This window comes from Streptomyces jeddahensis, assembly GCF_001642995.1.
Taxonomy (GTDB): domain Bacteria; phylum Actinomycetota; class Actinomycetes; order Streptomycetales; family Streptomycetaceae; genus Streptomyces; species Streptomyces jeddahensis.
The window spans coordinates 1-14,619 of the sequence record NZ_LOHS01000066.1 but is presented as its reverse complement, the minus strand read 5'-3'; the positions used below and the strand labels follow the sequence as shown (position 1 = coordinate 14,619).

Below are 14,619 nucleotides of genomic sequence, written 5' to 3'. Positions count from 1 at the left end.
CTCCAAGCCGGAGGAGTTGGAACCGGGCGAAGGACAAAGGCCCGTACGCTGGCCGCCGTATTCGAACGAGTTCGGTTCGTCGATTTCAGCAACTTCAGCAACAGCCTATTCACATCGGGGGAATCGCCCATGGGCGACATCGACATCGAGATCGACGCCGCGCGGGTACGTGCTGCGGCCAATGACACCGAGTCCCTGTCCCACCAGGTGATGAGGCGCCTCAGCCACTCCCTCGACACCAGCGACGAGGTGTACGGCTCCCACTACGGCAATGGCTGGGAGAGCCCGGTCCAGCTCAAGGTCTGCGCGCTCAAGTGGGAGGAGCACATGGTGTCCCTCGCCAAAAGGATGGGCGAGCTCAGCCAAAAGCTGCGGGACTCCGCCGACGGCTACGACCGCGCGGACGCCGAGGCGGAGTCGCGGCTGCGCGCCGGCCTCAACGATCTGGGGAGGGCCTGACCATGGTCTCGTACGAGGGGATCAACAGCGCCCGCCCCAGTAAGTGGGCGACCGCAGCCGACGAATGGCACGCCCTCGCCAAGTACGCCCTGGACGCGGCACGGGATCTGCGTGAGTACGGTGCCAAGCCCCTCAAGGACAACTGGACGGACGAGGTCGGCGCGACGGCGGCGGCCGAGTTCGAACAGCTCGCCAACCAGCTGGAGGCGGCGTACGACATCCTCCTCGCCGTCAACATGGTCGCCGACGGCATGACGACGACCATCGAGACCGCGCACAGCACCATGCATGCGGCGGTGGACCTCGCGGGCCGCTACGGCCTGGAGATCGGCGTCGACGGGACGATCACCGGCCCACCTCCGCGCAGCCGCATGGAGGCGGAGGAGATGGGCCCGTACCGTGCGGAGGTGCAGGACCTCATCGACCAGGCCGTGGAACAGGTCACCGCCGCCGACAAGCTGGCCGCGGCGGAGTTCGCCAAGCTCGCCGACCAGACGAGCGTCACCGACCCGACCAAAGCACTCAACGACCTCCAGACGCACGCCTCGCACGTCCAGATGCAGATGCTCGCCGCCGACATCCCGGTGGACGAGGACCCCGCCACAGTCCGCCAGTGGTGGAACGGACTGACCCCCCAGCAGCGCAAGGACATGATGCTGGCCCAGCCGGTCGCCATCGCCAACCTGGAGGGCATCCCGGCCGACGTACGGCAGGAGCTGCGTGGAAACGGCAAGTACGACCGCGTGAAGCTGGTCGAGTACGCCCTCGCCAACTGGAACAAAGAGGACCCGACCGACTTCGGCAACAACTGCACCAACTTCGTCTCCAACGCCCTGCTGCACGCGGGAATGCAGGAGAAGACGAGTATCTGGGGCACCTCGGACGACGACTCCTGGATGATCGGAAACCGCACCGGCGTCGACTCGGTCGACAAGCGGCTCGCCTACTCCGACACCTGGGCCGCGGCCGAGAACCAGCAGAACTTCATGCTCAGGCACGGCGGCACCGACGTCCCGCGCTCCGATGTGAAGCCGGGCGACATCATCTACTACGAGCAGGCCGGCCCCAACGACTCGATCGAGAAGGGCAACACCCACCACGCGGCGATCGTCACCGCGGTCATGCCAGACGGCGAGATCAAGTACACCCAGCACAGCGACTCGTATCAGAACGTCAGCCTGGAAGGCCGGCTCCCCGCGACGGAGAAGCACGAGGGACAGCAGAACGTGCGGATCGTCCGCCCCAACCCGGACTGGTACTGATGAGCACACACACGCACCCCACGCCGACCTCCAGCGCCCCCACCCCCTCCTGGCGCCGCTGGTCCCTGCTGGTGCCGGCCCTGGTGGCCGCCTCAGCCGCCCTGCTGGCGGTCCACTTCTCCTTCGACGGCGACACCTTCCAGAACTGCCGGTACCTCGGCCCGTCCACCCGGATGTACGTCACCGCCTGGGCCGCCCCGGCCTGCGGCCAGGCCGCTCTGCTGCTCCTCCTGGCCCTGCGCCGCGGGGCACACCGGCGGGGCCAGCGGCCGGGGGCGGCGTGGCAGGGACGCGTGGCCATGGCGGCCGCTTGCCTCGTCCCCGTACTGGTACTGGTGCAGCTCGCGGCCCTCTACTGGGTGTACGAACCGGATCCCTCGGGGGGGCACGACTGCTCGGGGCTGACGCTGGTCGACGACCGGGCCGCCGCACATCCCTGAACACTCGGCGCTGCGAGATCCCCGAATGGCAGTGGCGTCACTCGCCCTCAGAGGCCGCGGGAATCCCCACTGCCATAGGCGCGGCACTCCGCCCGACGACGATCCCAGAAGCTCTCAGGCGCCTACCTCTGCGGCGAACGACTCCGCATGTGTTGGCACCAATGCCACCAATGCGATCCACGACCCGTCCAAAAACAGGATCTCGAAGCGGCCTCGCTGGAAAACACCCTTGGGGTGGCTATGTATCTCAGTGCGGGAGTCGTTTCGAGGTGATTCGGGGAGTCGCCTTCTGACCGAGTTTGCGATGACGGTTTGTTTTGACGTCACCCAGGGGCTTGCGGTGGGACGGTGGTTGTGCTGCTGCCGCTGGGGGCCGTATGGGGACGTCGCAGTCGAAGATCGATCTGTACGCGGCGATCCGCCGTGACCATCAAGAGGGCATGTCGCAGCGGGCGTTGCAGCGCAAGCACAACGTCACGTGGCGGACGGTACGGCGGGCGCTGGACGGCAAGTGGCCGGAGCCACGCAGCAATCACCGGCGCCGGGAATCGCGGCTTGATCTCTACAAGCCGCTGATCGATGCGATCTTGCGGGCGGATCTGGACGCGCCCGCCAAACAGCGCCACACCGCTCAGCGGATCTTCGATCGGCTGGTCGACGAGCACGACGCCCATGAGATCTCGTATCCGATGGTCCGCGTCTATGTGAAAGACCGGCGTCCGCAGATCAGGCGGGATGCGGGGATCGGTCCACAGGCCATGTTCGTGCCGCAGACGCACCTGCCGGGGGCCGAGGCGGAGGTCGATTTCGGTGAGGTCAGCGTGATCCTCGCCGGTGAGATGACACGGCTCTACCTGTTTTCGCTGCGGTTGTCGTACTCGGGCAAGGCGGTGCACCGGGTGTTCGCCACCGCAGGTCAGGAAGCCTTCTTCGAAGGCCACGTGCACGCCTTTCGGGTCCTTGGCGGTGTCCCGCGCCGGCACATCCGCTACGACAACCTGCGGGCCGCGGTCGAGCGGGTGCTGGGGTTCTACCGGGGCCGGAAGGAGGCGGACCGCTGGACCGCGTTCCGTTCGCACTGGGGCGTTGAGGCGTTCTACTGCCGGCCGGGCATCGAGGGCGCCCACGAGAAGGGCGGAGTCGAGGGGCAGATCGGCTACTTCCGCCGCAACCACTTCGTTCCCGTTCCCGAGGTCGCCTCGCTCACCGAGCTGAACGCGTTGGTCGAGCAGTGGGACCAGGACGACGAGGCACGGAGGCTGCGGGGCCGCACCCGCACCGTCGGTGAGTACTTCGCCGGCGAGCAGCACCTGCTCAAGCCGCTGCCGACCGAACCGTTCGAGACAGGCCGCTGGTTCACCCCCAGGGTCGACCGGTTCAGCCAGATCAACGTCCGCGGCAATGCCTACTCAGTGCCGGTCCGCTTCATCGGGCGGCAACTGCGGGTTCTGCTGCATGCCAACGAGCTGATCGTCTACGACGGCCGGAGTGTGGTGACCCGGCACGAGCGGCTCGGTGGCCGCCACAGGTCGCTGCTGGTCCTGGACCACTATCTGGAAGCGCTGCTGCGCAAGCCGGGTGCCTTTCCCGGGTCGACGGCGCTGGAACAGGCCCGCTCCGCAGGCCGGTTCACTCCCGTTCACGACAAGTGGTGGGCGGCGGCGAAGGCCGCCCACGGTGACGCGGCCGGCACCCGGGCCCTGATCGAGGTGTTGCTGCTGGGCCGGCACATGGACCACGAGCAGGTCGTCGCCGGTCTGGCCGCCGCCTACCAGGCGGGGGCTCTGACTGCGGACGCGGTTGCGCTGGAGGCCCGCAAGCTCGCCGAATCCGACGGGGACCCGGTCCTGCCGGCCCGTTCCGGGGCGGAGGCGAGGGCGACGGAGGACGAAGGACCGACCGCGTCGGTGACCTTTCTCGCCGACTGGCGACTGGCCCACCTGCCACCTGACAACCGGCCGCTTCCCTCAGTGGCCCACTACGACCAACTCCTCAAACGGCCCGGCCGCACGGCGGGCGAGAAAGAAGGATCATGACGCGCAAGCGCGGGCTGACGGAAGAAGCCGCCACCGCCTCCATCAACCAGGCATGCCGCATGCTGCGGCTGCCCACCATCCGCCAGCAGTTCAAGGATCAGGCCGACGGCGCTGCCCGTGAGCAGATGTCGTATCGGGCCTTCCTGACCGAGCTGCTGATGGCCGAGTGCGACGACCGGGCCCGCCGCAGGTCCGAACGCCGGATCCGGGCTGCGGCCTTTCCCCGCGAGAAGTCGCTGCGGGCCTTCGACTTCGACGCCAACCCCAATGTCGATCCCGCCACCGTCAACACGCTCGCGACCTGCGAGTGGGTCAAGAAGGGCGAACCGCTCTGCCTGATCGGCGACTCCGGCACCGGCAAGTCCCACCTGCTGATCGCCCTGGGCACCGAGGCCGCCATGCAGGGCTTCCGCGTCCGCTACGTGCTGGCGACCAAACTCGTCAACGAACTGGTCGAAGCCGCCGACGACAAGCAGCTGTCCAAGACGATCGCCCGCTACGGACGTGTCGATCTCTTATGCATCGATGAACTCGGCTACATGGAACTCGACCGGCGCGGAGCCGAGTTGCTGTTCCATGTCCTGACCGAACGCGAGGAGAAGAACAGCGTCGCCATCGCCTCCAACGAGTCGTTTTCCGGCTGGACGAAGACCTTCACCGACCCCCGGCTCTGCGCGGCCATCGTCGACCGGCTCACCTTCAACGGCTCCATCATCCAGACCGGCACCGAGTCCTACCGCCTCGCCCACACCAAAGCCCTGGCCGAGCAAACCGCAGCCGACTGAACGGTGCCCCATGGCCGACCCCGGAGCCAATGGGGTCGGCAGCAGGGCAAGATCAGCCGTTCACTTCCCGCGCCACGCGCTCCAGTCGGCTCCGATGGCCCTCCCACCACGCCTGATCCCCTGGTGGCATGTTGTCGTTGCCTTGCAAATAGCCGACGGATCCGTCGATGAGCTCTCGCACGATGTCGGCGTGACCGGCGTGCCGCTGAGTATCGGAGATCACGCGCACCAGGATGTGGTTCAGCGTCACCTCTCGGCGTTCCTCCGGCCACCACGGGACGTGACCGATCGCATCAAGCGGCAGCGCCGCGATCGTGCTGTTGGAGTGCTCCCACGCCTGGTGATACAGCCCAACGATCTGTTCCCGTGATTCGTCTGCTGCGGCCCACATGTCCGAGTTGGGCTCTGACTCCTCGGTATACCACCAGGACGGTGGCTCCTCGTCGAAGAACGGCCGCCCAAACGTGTCGCCGAAGTACCCCAACTCCACGCTGGCGACGTGCTTGACCAGCCCCAACAGGTTCGTGCCCGTGGGGGTCAGCGGGCGGCGGATGTCGTACTCCGAGAGCCCATCGAGCTTCCACACCAGGGCGTCACGCCCTTCTTGCAAGTACCGGAGAAGGTCCGCTTTCGGGTTCGGTTCGATCATGCCGGGCAGTTTCCCACCCGGCACTGACAGCCGGGAGTGACATCAAAAGTCACTGACATTGATCTTGCCTGCTGCCGCGAAACGACTCCCCAAGTCACCTCGAAATGACTCCCCTCGAAAGTGACACAGCCATTGGGGTTCGCACGGACTCCGAGGACCGTAGACCGTGGGGCCTCCCACTGCAGTTCGTACGCCCGATTGGTCTGCCAGAGTTTTGCGCGGTCCGCGAGTGCGAGCACCCGGCGGTCGGTGAACGCGACCGCCAGCGTCGTGGCGGGCAGACGCGCGGCAGTGTAGTGCGTCACCAAGAACTGCCCGGCCTGGCTCTCCCAGCCGCCGTGCATGCCCTTGCCGTGGGCCGCCTGGGTGAGGGCATTCTCGGCCGTCTGTTCGGCGCCTTCCATCGTCCGCTCGAACCGGGTGACGGGCTTGGGTTCACTCGGCCGCAGGAACCTCTGTACTACCCCGGGCAGGCGGGACTTGAGCCGACGCTCCAGCTCTGACTCCTGGGGTGGCTGCCGTAGCCAGACCGGCCGCTCCGGTACCCCAGGAGCCGTCTCGCACTCGCACACCGCGAGCAGCTGCTCTCCGGGCTGGAGATGCGGTTGGACCTGGTCACGGCAGTCCTTGTTCATCCTGCGTTCGCTCCGATCAGATGGGTGGTCAGCCGAAGCACGCCGCCGGGGCGAGCTGCACTCGGCAGTCGGACAGGGCCAGAAGCCCATGTCCATCGTGATTACGGCCGGGCAGCGGGGCGACTCCCCACAGTTTGAGCCCGTCCTGAACAAGGTCCGCGTCCCGCGTCTGGGGCCGGGCAGACCGCGTACCCGGCCCGATCGTGTGCGCGCCGACAAGGCGTACGCCTCCCGGAAGAACCGCGCCTACCTGCGACGGCGCGGGATTCGCTGCACCATCCCGGACAAGGCCGACCAGGCCCGCAACCGCAAGAAACGCGGCTCGCCCGGCGGCCGGCCGCCGAAGTTCGACCCACAGGACTACAAGGCTCGGCACGCGGTCGAGTGCGGCATCAATCGCCTCAAGAGACACCGGGCCGTGGCGACGAAGTACGACAAGCTCGCGGTCCGCTACGAGGCAACCATTCTCGTCGCGACCATCAACGACTTGCTGTGACGGAACGGATCCTCAGCTGCCGAAACCGGTCAACGCGCCACGGTCATCGAACCTCGCGCTGGATGCCCAGGCGATCTCCCAGCGATTGCCTTCCGGGTCGGCGATGTACGCCGACCGGCCGCCCCAAGGACGGTCCACCGGATCAGCAACTGCGATGGCACCCGTTGCCACCGCGGCCGCGAAGGCAGCATCCACTTGCTCACGACTGTCCACATTGCAGGCGAGCGTGATCCCCGACCACACAGAGGGAGACGGGGTGACGGTCGCCGCCTCGGCAGCCAGCTCATCCACCGGGTACAGCGCCAGCAGCACACCACCGAGCAGGAAACCCGCCCAATCATCATCGCTGGAGGGGATCTCCTCCCATCCCAGACCGCAGTAGAACCGGCGCAACCTTGGCAGGTCACGAGTGCCGAGGGTCACTACGGAGAGCCGAGAGGGCAGTTCAGACATGGCCAAGATCATGCCTCTGATCAGCTCCCGGCAACAAGCAGGTCGCAATCGCCCTCGATACAGGCCCTAGTAGGGGCCGGTCACCGTGCTTCGTGGTGATGCCGGGCACTCGCCCAGGTCAGTCCACCCGTCCTTCTGCTCGGCGAATTCCTGTCCCCATCGGGGCAACGGCTCATCCGGCACCACCAGATCATGACCGAGTTTCTGTCCTTGGTATGTCTCGAATGCGCCGTCGCCCGTCGTCTGGTAAATCAGCAGCCGTGCGGAGGCCGGGTTGGCGCTGGCGCTGGCGCTGTGCTGGTTGCCCGCCACCGCACGCAAACCGTCGATGTAGTAACCGTGGCTCATCCGGATCGAACCCCGGCTCTTGCCCCTGAGGTCACGGCCCAGCGGCCCCCAGCGCACTTCGAGCATGCTCGCCGAGTCGACTGGATCGTCGCTCTTGTCGCGTGCGGTATACGTGACGGCCATGTCCACGCGGCCGTTGTTGTCGAAATCTCCGAACGCTGCCCGGAATCCTTCCTCGGGCGACGCATGGGCCTTCTTGCGCCCTTCCGCCGTGGTGACGATCGACCACACGGGGTGCCGGATCTGCTTGTTGCCAGGTCCCTCGAACGTGACGACCGTGCGCCCGTCACGGTCCTTGCTGTCGTGCACCTCGTCCACCACGCCGTCGCCATCCACGTCTGCATACAGCGTCCGCCCGTCCGACGAGGCGCAGATCGGCTGTATCTTGCCCGGGTTACGCACGTGGGGGTCCGCGCTCGGCTCCTGGCTCGTCGGCCACGCGTACCAGCCCACCCCCACCGCTACGATCACGGCGGTTGAACAGCCCACCAGCCATCTGCGACGCCGCGCTGCCTCGGCGCTGGGCGCGTCTACGAAGGCGTTCTTGCGCTCGGATATGTCGTCACCACGCATTTGGGAACCCTAAGGGTTGCCCCGTAACTGATCTTTGGCAGCACGAGAGTGGCTGGCCGAAATCGCATCCCGTCCCCCGATTTTTGGGAGACACCGACCTCGGTTCACCCCTGCGACCGCACGACACAGCAGCGGATAGCAGGGGCCTCCTCCCGACAACGTGCGGACCTACCCACCTGGGGAGATGAGCAGGGCCCCTGTTATCGTGCGCCGATGTCAACGATCAAGCAGTTCCAAGTGACCTTCGACTGCGCGGAACCTGCGCGCCTCGCCGCTTTCTGGTGTGAGGTGCTGGGGTACGTCGTACCGACGGTCCCGGAGGGCTTTGCCACGTGGGAGGAGTACCACCGCTCGCTGCCGCCTAAGGAGCAGGTGATCTACTTCGCGTGCACTGATCCCTCGGGTGTGGGCCCGCGCCTGCTCTTCCAGCGAGTTCCCGAAGGCAAGGTCGTCAAGAACCGGCTGCATCTCGATGTGCGGGCCGGTATCGGGCTAGTGGGTGAGGAGCGCCTTGCCACACTCGAGGCCGAGTGCGCACGACTGGTCGCGCTCGGCGCGGTACATGTGCGAACGATGCGTGCCGACGGCGAGAACGAGTCCTGCATTGTGATGCAGGACATCGAGGGCAACGAGTTCTGCCTCGACTGAATCTCCTCCGAGACTGCGAGGTGGGGAGCCGTCTCCCCTGGACCTCTCAGGTCCCGCATGCGGCGGGAGTTATCCCGTGAGAGCGAGGTTGTGTAGGCGGGCGACGCCGTGCATCGCGTGGCGCACACCGTCGCCTCTCAGGCGGCAGTCGCGCAGGATCTTCCAGGTCTTCATACGGGCGAAGGCGTGCTCGACGCGGGCGCGGACCCGTTTGTGGCTCCTGTTGTGGGCCTGCTTCCAGTCCGGCAGTTCCTCGCCCTTGCGCCGGCGGTGCGGCATGATCAGGCCGGTGCCCAGGTAGCCGCCATCCGCGATCGTTGTAGTGTTGCCGACCGCCTGCTGCGCACCGGACTCGGCCCAGGCCCGGCAGTCGTTGCGGTTCCCCGGCAGCGGCCGGCCGACCACCACGACCAGGCGGGTGTCGGCGTCTATGACCACCTGGTGGTTCGTCGAGTAGCGATGGTTCTTCGACTGCTCGGCGACCTGGTGGTCGCGGGTGGATACCAGCGTCCCGTCCACGATCAGCACCGCGTCCTTGGCGAACCGCCTGCGCGGGGCCAGCGCGAGCCTGGGGCCGAGGTGGTCGATGACGCGATCGGCGGTCGACTTCGACACTCCGAAGAGCGGCGCGAGTTGGCGCAGGGTCAAGTTGGTGTGCCAGTACGCGGCCACCAGTAGCACCCGGTCCTCCAGGGACAGCTTCCACGGCCGGCCCGGCGCGTCGCCGCCCTCGCGGCGCAGCTGCGTCATCAACTTGCCGAAGGCACGCGGGCTCAGTCCGGCGAACGGGGCTATCCAGGACGGCTCAGACGCCGTGATCACACCAGCCACGGCCAAGATCATCCCACAGCAAGATCGCTTACGGGACAACCCTTAGCTAATCCAGCACCCCGAGATCGGCGTCCGGCCGACAGTGCGAGCAAGCTGCGATGCCCTCGGCGAGCGCCCGCACAGCGGCCTCTCGCGGCACGCCACGGACGCGCTTTAGAGCATCCCGATCGCTGTCCTTCTCACGCGCACCTGCCGCAGGACGCTGGCCCAGTACTCCTTCGACACGTTCTGCCCGCAGATCACCAAGGTGGACGGCGCCCAGGCGACCAAGGGCCGCCCGAAGAGCATGACGCTCACGCTGCGCACCGCCGAGGGCCACGAGTCGCCGCTGATGCGGATGAACCCGGTCCCGCGGCGCGGCCCGTGGCGCAACCCCTGGCCCGAAGGCATCGAGAACGGCGTGTATGTCGCGGGCGACCTGCCCTTCGGCGCGGTCGGCTACGTGCCGAGCTCCGGCGCGTTCTTCCTTATGCAGCCGGAGGACTGGGACGCGACCGCGAACGACCGCAAGCAGGCGTCCCACGACCGCGTCACCCGCGCCCAGGCCGCAGACCTCGCACGAAGGATCATCTAGCCCCACGTGGACAACCCGCCTGTGGCACCCGACATCGCCACAGCGACCGCCGGCCTCGCCCCGTCCACAGGTCTCCACGGCACCCCCGCATGTACAAGGTGGGCACCTGCGTCGACACCAGCAACAGCCGTAGGAACTCCCACTACGACTGTTACGGGGACTTCACGCCGCACGTCGGCACCGCCGACTACGTGCAGCTAGAGGACACCGGGCACGGCCACCCCGATGGCACCGAGTTCGACGCGCGACAGGGTATCGAGCCGGAGACGATTCAACGGGTCGGGTTCTGGGGTGTCGTGGGCGAGCTCTGCCAGGTCGCGGTCTGCGTGGCCGTCCTCGGGGTCCTCGGGTACCAAGCGATCAAGCCGCGCGGGAAGGCCCACCGCCGGGAGCCCTCGCGGTGCCAGAAGGTGGCCGACCCGGGTGGGCCACGCCGTCGTGGTCGCCATTGCCGTGGGCATTCTTAGCTGGATCGCCATGGCCGCGGAGCCGAGTCCCTAGACGCAACGCCGGTGATTATCAGCCCCGTTACCGCCAAGCTCCGGGTTCTCCCCCTCAGCGAATGAGACTCACGCAGGTTGGCGGTGTGGTACCGCCAATTTCACAGCTTGCCGGTGATGACTCCGCGCCAGGTCCAGCCCGACTTCAGGACGACGCTCTGCAGGGGGTCCTTCAGGTCGTCGCTGTCAAAGCTGAACGTCTCTTCGCGCCTGCCGTCCTCGTCGCTGCCGAACGACCAGCGCTTCGAGACAGTCTTCACCTGACCGCTCTGGGCCTCGGACGACAGGGCGAGCCTGGGAGTGTCGCCGACCCAGTCGACCTCGAATTGCTGATCGAGGGCACGGACCTCATTCTTCTCCGGGACCAGGCGCATATGAACCTTGAACGTCCGGCTCAGCTGCGTGCGGAGGAAGAAGGTCCGCCAGGCCGGCTCTAGGACACGCCACTCGGCCACCAGGTCCGCGCCTTCCGCGCGGCCGTCCCGGATGACGTACGGAACGTCAGGACTGTTGAGGCCGAGCAGGGCCGCTTGGACCTCATCGGCGGATCGCGGGGCGATACCGTCGGCGGGACGCTTGGTTCCGGTCAGCTTGTCGAACAGTCCCATGAAGTCAACCTACGAGGGCTCGGGTTGCAGGTTCAAGATTGGCCGCTTGCCGGACGTGCTACGAGGCAGCGCCGGGTGTCCCGGCGGCTGACCGTGCGCACGAAGTCCTGGAAGCCGCCGAGGACATAGGGACGTTGAGATGCGGTGCCCTGACGCAGGCGCTCCACGGAAGGCCACAAGCACGGAGCAGGCGAAAGCTCCCGTTGAACAGAAGATCACGATGCGCTTCCAACCAACAGGAGCTTTTGCTGCTCGGCCGCGGGACTCAGCGTGGGAATGGCCCCTGAGGCTGCACCATGCCAGCCGCTCCCGTCGGCACCTTGCGTCGGCCCGACAGCGCAAGGAGTACACCGCCGATCAGGAACACCAACCCGCCGCCAGCAGCGACCAGGCCCGTCATCCACAGCCCCTGGTCCAGCTCCGGGTGCGTCGTCTTCGGTGTGCCGTCCGGAGTCGCAAGGTGCTCCTTGCCCGTGTACGCGACCGCCCTTGTCCTGTCCTTGGGGGGCGATGCCGCGGCCTTCACAGCCGCGTCTGCGTTGATCAGTCCGTAGCCGAGCAGGGCACTGCCGCCCCCTGGAGGGCGATGGGTGGTGGCGATCAGGACGTCGTTCGCCTGCGCAGGGGTCAGTTTCGGGTTCTTCTCGTACATGAGCGCTACGACGCCGGCGGCCAGCGCACATGCCGGCGAGGTGCCGTCGACCGGCCTGTAGCCGCCCGTGTTATTAGCACTGACGATGTCGACGCCGGGTGCGGCCACATCGTTGTACGTGTGCACGGTGGAGAAGTCAGCACGCCCACCGCCCGGCTTCGTCGCAGCCACCGCGATCACGCCCGCATAACCGGCCGGGTACGAGACCTCGTTGAGCACGTCGCCCGCGTTCCCGGCCGAAGCGAGCACCGTCACGCCTTCGCGTGCGGCACGCGCGAGGGCAGCGGCCTCGTCTTCGTTGTAGTGCCCGATGATGTCCTCGCTGCCGAGCGACATGGAGATCACGTCGGCACCGTGCTCGACGGCATAGTCGATGCCTTTGGCGATCGGGCTTGCGCCGCTGTCCCGAAGGTCTTCCATCTCCTCCCGATCGCTCTCCTCACTGTTGTCGTCGTCGAGTACGCGCACAGAAAGGATCTTGGCCTTCGGGGCCACCTTCAGGACATCCGAGGCCATGGCAGTCCCGTGCCGTCCCCACTTCGGGTTCCCCGGCTCCAGCCCGTCCCTGCGGAAGTCGGGCCCGGTGGTCACTCTGCCTTTCAGGGCTGGATGGTCGACTTCTACACCAGTGTCGAGAACTGCAACCGTCACTCCCTCGCCCTGGCTCTGCTTCTGCGCTGCGGACAGGCCGAGTGCCGCCCCTTCCCATCCGACCGGGGTGGCCGCTTGTGCGGGCGCAGTGGCAAGAGTGCCCAACAGACCGGTGAGGGCGACCGCAGTGCAGGTTGCGCGTATGGTCTGGAACTTCACTCTGGCCTCACCTCTCCAGGCGCGTGATGTGGACGTTGAACACCTGGCTGAGGGCCTCGGCCGCATCCATCCAGGGCCGTCTGTCTTCGTTATCCGGGCCGTACTCGCCGAATTCTTCGGGCAAGTAGCCCGCAGCGCGGCCGTCGACGGCGCCGGCAGTGACCGCGATGGCGTACGGGAGGTTCCCGCCCAGGCCGGTCCCGCCCACGCCGTTGCGCCTGCTCTCCTGCCACTTGGCCGCGAGCGTCCCCGGAACCTTCAGCGGGATCACAGCGCCGTCAGGGACTACTTCGGACGACTGGTTCCGGAGATACTCGCCCATCTCCTGCGCTTCGGTACCACCCTTGGGCAGCACAATGATCGCGACTGTGGCGACCATCTCCCCGGTGAGATCGACGTATGTGGCCCGCACCACGGCCTCGCACCCGAGCCGCTGCGCGGTCTTCTTGGTCTCTCCACTGAGGCCTTTGGAACACGACGTGTCCTCGGAGATACCCATCCGACGCCACCGCGCGACCGTCTCGTCCGATACCTCGTACTTGTAGCTGGGCGGATCCCCAACGGTCGCCGGGAAGAGCTGGTCGGCGGCCTCATTGCGCCAGAGCACCGGCCCGTAGGCCTCAGCGTTGGGCACATTCTGCTGACTGTTGCTGTACGCGTGAGCTGCTAGCGCACCGCCGCCCAGCATGCCGAGGACGCCGAATACGCCGAGCAGAGTTCCGATCACCTTTCGGGCAGTGCCTCCCCCACTGGAGGGGGGTACCGGCGCCCCGGGCACAGGACTGCCGGGCTGGGAATACGGACCGAAGTGGTATGGGCCCGGTTGGGCTGGAACGGCAGCCGGAGTCGCCCCTGGGGGTGCCGTCGGCATGGGCGGTGGCGGCACAGGGCCCGACCCTTGCCATTGCTGTTGCCAACCACTCTGCGGGGGCGGCTGCCCATACGGATGACCGCTGCCCGGCGGCGTGGGGTAAGACATGGGTTCCCTCTCACAGGTCAAGCTGCGAGGGAGCACGATGGGTGGTCCGGCCTCACACGACAGAGCCCGCATCTCAACTGACCCGCACCCCAGGTTGCTGCGAGGCTCAACTCGAGCCACTCGCACACCTTCCGGCGCCCCCGCGAATCTGACGACAGCTTATGGCCTTCGCAGACGCAAGGCGTATTCCGCCCGTAGAGCTCATATAACGATCTCATTGAAGAGCCCGGGCGGAGCGTGACCGATGTGACCACTCAGCTGTTCGGAGCTGTGAGTGCTCGGCGGTGGCCCGCCGTCAGTTACCGCAGGTGGTTCAGGAAGGCGCTCCACGCGTGATGGCTGAAGGCAAGCACAGGGCCGACGGGACGCTTGCTGTCGCGTATCGGAACTATGTGGGGGAAGTCGTCTGCGACCTCGACGCACTCATTATTTCCGCCACTGTATGTGCTCCTGCGCCACCTTGCGCCTGTCAGTTCGGGCGTGCTGCGGCGTGCGTCCTTCATGGTCCATGCTCCTTGGCCCTGCGGTGGATGAGAGTGCGAGACTCCACCGGAGAGAGAGCGGATGTGCGTGCAGCGTCGAACAGGTCCCGATATCGCGCGACCTCTGCCTCTCGCTCAAGCCATGTGGATCCAGTCGGGTTGTCCGCCAACACCACGTCCAGCGCTCCCTCTTCGGGAAAGCCCAGCACCACGTACGGGCCGAACATACTCGCATGAGCACCACGGGAGAACGGCAGTACCTGGATGGTCACATTGGAACGCTCCGAAGCATCCAGAAGGTGCTGCAGCTGCGCCTTCATCACCGGTGGCCCGCCGACTTGCTGGAGAAGTACGGCCTCCGACAGAACAGCCCAGAGCCGCAGAGGCGGGTCATCGGCC

Annotated in this window: 19 protein-coding genes; 8 read left to right on the top strand and 11 right to left on the bottom strand. The window is 66.8% G+C overall.

Annotation, left to right across the window (positions count from 1 at the left end; all coding sequences use genetic code 11):
* Positions 1 to 129 precede the first annotated feature (129 nt).
* The 5 genes from STSP_RS11225 (at position 130) to istB (ending at position 4,982) form a co-directional block, all read left to right on the top strand.
* On the top strand, positions 130 to 459 hold the full coding sequence (locus STSP_RS11225; protein WP_067275523.1) for a type VII secretion target: 330 nt from the start codon (positions 130 to 132) through the stop codon (positions 457 to 459).
* Between the two features lie 2 nt (positions 460 to 461).
* Positions 462 to 1,721 carry an amidase domain-containing protein gene (locus STSP_RS11220; RefSeq protein WP_067275512.1) on the top strand — a complete coding sequence of 420 codons (1,260 nt, stop codon included), beginning with the start codon at positions 462 to 464 and terminating at the stop codon, positions 1,719 to 1,721.
* On the top strand, positions 1,721 to 2,161 hold the full coding sequence (locus STSP_RS11215; protein ID WP_067275509.1) for a hypothetical protein: 441 nt from the start codon (positions 1,721 to 1,723) through the stop codon (positions 2,159 to 2,161). The genes STSP_RS11220 and STSP_RS11215 overlap by 1 nt, the downstream gene beginning before the upstream one ends.
* Positions 2,162 to 2,538: 377 nt before the next feature.
* A complete protein-coding gene (istA, locus tag STSP_RS11210) occupies positions 2,539 to 4,197 on the top strand; it encodes an IS21 family transposase (RefSeq protein ID WP_067275507.1) in 1,659 nt (552 codons plus the stop codon).
* Positions 4,194 to 4,982 carry an IS21-like element helper ATPase IstB gene (gene istB, locus STSP_RS11205; RefSeq protein WP_067275505.1) on the top strand — a complete coding sequence of 263 codons (789 nt, stop codon included), beginning with the start codon at positions 4,194 to 4,196 and terminating at the stop codon, positions 4,980 to 4,982. The genes istA and istB overlap by 4 nt, the downstream gene beginning before the upstream one ends.
* 52 nt (positions 4,983 to 5,034) lie before the next feature.
* Here istB and STSP_RS11200 read toward each other — a convergent pair whose 3' ends face one another.
* Both STSP_RS11200 and STSP_RS11195 read right to left on the bottom strand, forming a co-directional pair.
* The gene (locus STSP_RS11200; RefSeq protein ID WP_067275501.1) at positions 5,035 to 5,631 is read right to left on the bottom strand and encodes a DinB family protein; all 597 of its coding nucleotides are present in this window, start codon (positions 5,629 to 5,631) and stop codon (positions 5,035 to 5,037) included.
* Positions 5,628 to 6,266: a hypothetical protein gene (locus STSP_RS11195; RefSeq protein WP_067275491.1), complete on the bottom strand. Its 639-nt coding sequence runs from the start codon at positions 6,264 to 6,266 to the stop codon at positions 5,628 to 5,630. The genes STSP_RS11200 and STSP_RS11195 overlap by 4 nt, the downstream gene beginning before the upstream one ends.
* Here STSP_RS11195 and STSP_RS11190 point away from each other — a divergent pair.
* A complete protein-coding gene (locus STSP_RS11190) occupies positions 6,259 to 6,762 on the top strand; it encodes a transposase (RefSeq protein WP_269801039.1) in 504 nt (167 codons plus the stop codon). The two genes, STSP_RS11195 and STSP_RS11190, sit on opposite strands and share 8 nt — an antisense overlap.
* A gap of 12 nt (positions 6,763 to 6,774) precedes the next feature.
* Here the strand turns inward: STSP_RS11190 and STSP_RS11185 are convergent, their stop codons facing one another.
* Together STSP_RS11185 and STSP_RS11180 are read right to left on the bottom strand one after the other, a co-directional pair.
* Entirely contained in the window at positions 6,775 to 7,215 is a 441-nt protein-coding gene (locus tag STSP_RS11185) for a VOC family protein (RefSeq protein WP_067275611.1), read from the bottom strand.
* A gap of 66 nt (positions 7,216 to 7,281) precedes the next feature.
* Positions 7,282 to 8,136, bottom strand: a complete 855-nt coding sequence (locus STSP_RS11180) for a hypothetical protein (protein WP_157902812.1) — start codon at positions 8,134 to 8,136, stop codon at positions 7,282 to 7,284.
* A 213-nt stretch (positions 8,137 to 8,349) separates the two neighbouring features.
* Here STSP_RS11180 and STSP_RS11175 point away from each other — a divergent pair, with 213 nt between their 5' ends.
* A complete protein-coding gene (locus STSP_RS11175) occupies positions 8,350 to 8,784 on the top strand; it encodes a VOC family protein (RefSeq protein WP_067275479.1) in 435 nt (144 codons plus the stop codon).
* A 69-nt stretch (positions 8,785 to 8,853) separates the two neighbouring features.
* Here STSP_RS11175 and STSP_RS11170 read toward each other — a convergent pair whose 3' ends face one another.
* Both STSP_RS11170 and STSP_RS40770 read right to left on the bottom strand, forming a co-directional pair.
* The gene (locus STSP_RS11170; RefSeq protein WP_067275608.1) at positions 8,854 to 9,615 is read right to left on the bottom strand and encodes a transposase; all 762 of its coding nucleotides are present in this window, start codon (positions 9,613 to 9,615) and stop codon (positions 8,854 to 8,856) included.
* 46 nt (positions 9,616 to 9,661) lie between these two features.
* On the bottom strand, positions 9,662 to 9,934 hold the full coding sequence (locus STSP_RS40770) for a DUF6233 domain-containing protein (RefSeq protein WP_269801038.1): 273 nt from the start codon (positions 9,932 to 9,934) through the stop codon (positions 9,662 to 9,664).
* Between STSP_RS40770 and STSP_RS11165 the strand changes: the two genes are divergently transcribed.
* Positions 9,863 to 10,189: a hypothetical protein gene (locus STSP_RS11165; RefSeq protein ID WP_157902811.1), complete on the top strand. Its 327-nt coding sequence runs from the start codon at positions 9,863 to 9,865 to the stop codon at positions 10,187 to 10,189. The genes STSP_RS40770 and STSP_RS11165 overlap by 72 nt on opposite strands.
* A gap of 601 nt (positions 10,190 to 10,790) precedes the next feature.
* Here the strand turns inward: STSP_RS11165 and STSP_RS11155 are convergent.
* The 5 genes from STSP_RS11155 to STSP_RS40110 form a co-directional block, all read right to left on the bottom strand.
* A complete protein-coding gene (locus STSP_RS11155) occupies positions 10,791 to 11,297 on the bottom strand; it encodes a hypothetical protein (protein ID WP_067275474.1) in 507 nt (168 codons plus the stop codon).
* A 265-nt stretch (positions 11,298 to 11,562) separates the two neighbouring features.
* The gene (locus STSP_RS11150) at positions 11,563 to 12,759 is read right to left on the bottom strand and encodes a S8 family peptidase (RefSeq protein ID WP_067275472.1); all 1,197 of its coding nucleotides are present in this window, start codon (positions 12,757 to 12,759) and stop codon (positions 11,563 to 11,565) included.
* Positions 12,760 to 12,766: 7 nt separating this feature from the next.
* Positions 12,767 to 13,486, bottom strand: coding sequence for a hypothetical protein (locus STSP_RS11145; protein ID WP_107441261.1), 720 nt, complete (start codon positions 13,484 to 13,486; stop codon positions 12,767 to 12,769).
* 551 nt (positions 13,487 to 14,037) lie between these two features.
* Positions 14,038 to 14,241, bottom strand: coding sequence for a DUF397 domain-containing protein (locus tag STSP_RS36895; RefSeq protein WP_078067078.1), 204 nt, complete (start codon positions 14,239 to 14,241; stop codon positions 14,038 to 14,040).
* Positions 14,238 to 14,619: DUF5753 domain-containing protein (locus STSP_RS40110; RefSeq protein WP_232789592.1), on the bottom strand; the 382-nt coding region annotated here is incomplete at its 5' end. The genes STSP_RS36895 and STSP_RS40110, both read right to left, overlap by 4 nt.

What these genes read in the sequence shown, in the direction of transcription:
- STSP_RS11225 (WP_067275523.1), top strand. Translation starts at nt 130, where the DNA reads ATGGGCGACATCGACATCGAGATCGACGCCGCGCGGGTACGTGCTGCG.
- STSP_RS11220 (WP_067275512.1), top strand. Translation starts at nt 462, where the DNA reads ATGGTCTCGTACGAGGGGATCAACAGCGCCCGCCCCAGTAAGTGGGCG.
- STSP_RS11215 (WP_067275509.1), top strand. Translation starts at nt 1,721, where the DNA reads ATGAGCACACACACGCACCCCACGCCGACCTCCAGCGCCCCCACCCCC.
- istA (WP_067275507.1), top strand. Translation starts at nt 2,539, where the DNA reads ATGGGGACGTCGCAGTCGAAGATCGATCTGTACGCGGCGATCCGCCGT.
- istB (WP_067275505.1), top strand. Translation starts at nt 4,194, where the DNA reads ATGACGCGCAAGCGCGGGCTGACGGAAGAAGCCGCCACCGCCTCCATC.
- STSP_RS11200 (WP_067275501.1), bottom strand. Translation starts at nt 5,631, where the DNA reads ATGATCGAACCGAACCCGAAAGCGGACCTTCTCCGGTACTTGCAAGAA.
- STSP_RS11195 (WP_067275491.1), bottom strand. Translation starts at nt 6,266, where the DNA reads ATGAACAAGGACTGCCGTGACCAGGTCCAACCGCATCTCCAGCCCGGA.
- STSP_RS11185 (WP_067275611.1), bottom strand. Translation starts at nt 7,215, where the DNA reads ATGTCTGAACTGCCCTCTCGGCTCTCCGTAGTGACCCTCGGCACTCGT.
- STSP_RS11180 (WP_157902812.1), bottom strand. Translation starts at nt 8,136, where the DNA reads ATGCGTGGTGACGACATATCCGAGCGCAAGAACGCCTTCGTAGACGCG.
- STSP_RS11175 (WP_067275479.1), top strand. Translation starts at nt 8,350, where the DNA reads ATGTCAACGATCAAGCAGTTCCAAGTGACCTTCGACTGCGCGGAACCT.
- STSP_RS11155 (WP_067275474.1), bottom strand. Translation starts at nt 11,297, where the DNA reads ATGGGACTGTTCGACAAGCTGACCGGAACCAAGCGTCCCGCCGACGGT.
- STSP_RS36895 (WP_078067078.1), bottom strand. Translation starts at nt 14,241, where the DNA reads ATGAAGGACGCACGCCGCAGCACGCCCGAACTGACAGGCGCAAGGTGG.